The following is a 2,103-nucleotide window of genomic DNA, read 5'->3' on the forward strand; positions in this document are numbered from 1 at the left end:
CATGTGGTCTTTCTTCGTTATATTCTTTCATCCAATTTCGGGTAATATCACGTACCTCATTGAGACTTCTAAATAGATAAAAATACCCCAAACCGAATGAGCAATAAATGAGCGCTATATTTCTTTCCGGCATTTGTGCATTTTTTGCAACTATTAATAGCCGTTTGAATTCAGCTTCACTCAAAACTTTCGCTTTTCCTTCCCGTGGCATCAATTTTCCAATTAGTACCTAATTTATAATAATTATTATATAAAAAAGGAACTGTTTTTAAAACCAAAAAACGTCCATCTTCTACAGCCCTTGCCAGTATTGATGAGTTCCTCTTTTGTATATTATAGGGTGTCTTAGTGGAAATTTATTAATTAGCTCTTTTCAATAGGCGTTTCTTAAAGAGACTTGAAAACTTGGGTTGTTGTATTGAGAGCAAAAAAGCATCGATTTTTTTACTGTGGATATTAATTGTCCAGTAGATTAATATATGAACATTTATTAGGTTGCTAAGCTAAAGCCTCAAAACTTGATCTGAACTAACTAAAGACATGGGGTTATGATGAAATTGATTTTATTTGTTGCAGTTTTACTTTATGGATTCTCAGGGATTAAAAAAATTTGCTATTAAATGAAGGTGGGGTTTATTAATGAATAAAAAGCTGATTTACATCCTTGTATGTCTGATGCTTGGTTTTGCTGTATTAATCTATTGGTCATATCGTCATATGACAATTTCAACTGCGGATAATTCTTCAGCATTTTTACAAACAAAATTTGGGATGAGTCCGTTTCAAGTCCAAAAAATCATGGAAAAAAATTCTATTCAATTGGTAGATCGTAAGACATTTAAGAGTTTAGACCCAGAGGGAAGTAGGATTATACTTTTTTTTGAGCAATCCAAGTTTGTGTTTGCAGAAGATGAGCTCAAAAGAGACGAAACAGAATTATGGTTTCTTCCATCATTTGAAATGTTTGGATCAAAAGTTTCTGCTGAATTTGCGTTTGACAAAAAAAAGCTTATTAGCGTTTACTTGGTTTTTATTCCCCTTAATAACAATAATGCTGCCGATGTAGTTGAAAACCTCATTGAAAAGATAAATTATGTATATCAGCAGGTTGGAAAAGAGGCGAGTAAAGAGGTTTTAGGGGCATATCGTATCAAATTTAGAAAAAAATCGTCTAGCGCTACTCTTTGGGTGAATCTTACAGATAAAAATAAACCTATCATTACTTTAGGTTTAACTTATGACAACGCTCTTGCTAATCAGCGCATATCTTTTGTGAAAATGAGAGAAGAAACTGCATTTAATTAAAATTCAATTTATTTTATTGCATCAAACACCTTGATTAAACAGTATCTGATAGTTGCGAGTATCCAAAAAAGCTTTTTTATAATCAAGGTTATATTTTTTGGAGAATATTGATAGGGTTTTCATGTTTTCTTCATTCATTTTTGCGCCAGCTATAATTCCAGTAAATTTTAGAAATGGCACATATTTCTTTAAGGGAAGAGCTCCTGAATTTAGGCTGTTACTATTGGAAATTAAACGGAATTCATTTTCATGTTTCCAATACTGGCTCTTTACCCCTATAGCATTGTTAATTAGATAACTTATCTTTTCATATTCAGTTTTAAGAACATAAAATTTTTCTAACTCAAAAACAGGGAGATGTTTGACGTATATTTGACCTTTGTAAATACAAATTCGTGCTCTTCTAAATAAAATGAAACCAAAATATTTCCGTTGGATACATCAGAAGAAAAGCGTGAAATCTCAGATGGTGGGTATTTCGTAGGTTTAAGTATCTTAGAAAAATCTAGCTCAAATTCCAAACATATTCCTTTGTGCTCATTAGCATAATAAGTCCACATAGATGCATTTTCTGGATCTGGTGTAAAACAAGTAACGCCATGATGCTCAAAATAATTACTAATGGGATGGTATTCTTCTATTTGATATTTAAACTCCGGATTAAAAATAATGTTTTCAAACTCCGTTCTGCTTAATTTTTTTCCCAGGTGACGTTGGTAATCCTCCCGCAAAATAATTGCTGCCAAAAGTAGAATTTTCTCGTAATGTATATGCAAGGAGATTCTGCATGAAGAAATC

General features: G+C 32.0%; 1 protein-coding gene and 2 pseudogenes. 1 reads left to right on the forward strand and 2 read right to left on the reverse strand.

Annotation, left to right across the window (positions count from 1 at the left end):
- Positions 1 to 82 (reverse strand): annotated as a pseudogene (locus Llon_RS11440) (integrase core domain-containing protein); the annotation flags it as partial.
- Positions 83 to 639: 557 nt separating this feature from the next.
- On the opposite strand from Llon_RS11440, the gene Llon_RS08500 reads away from it, so the two are divergent.
- Entirely contained in the window at positions 640 to 1,305 is a 666-nt protein-coding gene (locus Llon_RS08500; protein WP_058529646.1) for a hypothetical protein, read from the forward strand.
- 338 nt (positions 1,306 to 1,643) lie between these two features.
- Here the strand turns inward: Llon_RS08500 and Llon_RS08505 are convergent.
- A pseudogene (locus tag Llon_RS08505) lies at positions 1,644 to 2,103 on the reverse strand (DUF2971 domain-containing protein); the annotation flags it as partial.

It is taken from the genome of Legionella londiniensis, from assembly GCF_001467825.1.
In the GTDB taxonomy this organism is placed as follows: domain Bacteria; phylum Pseudomonadota; class Gammaproteobacteria; order Legionellales; family Legionellaceae; genus Legionella_A; species Legionella_A londiniensis.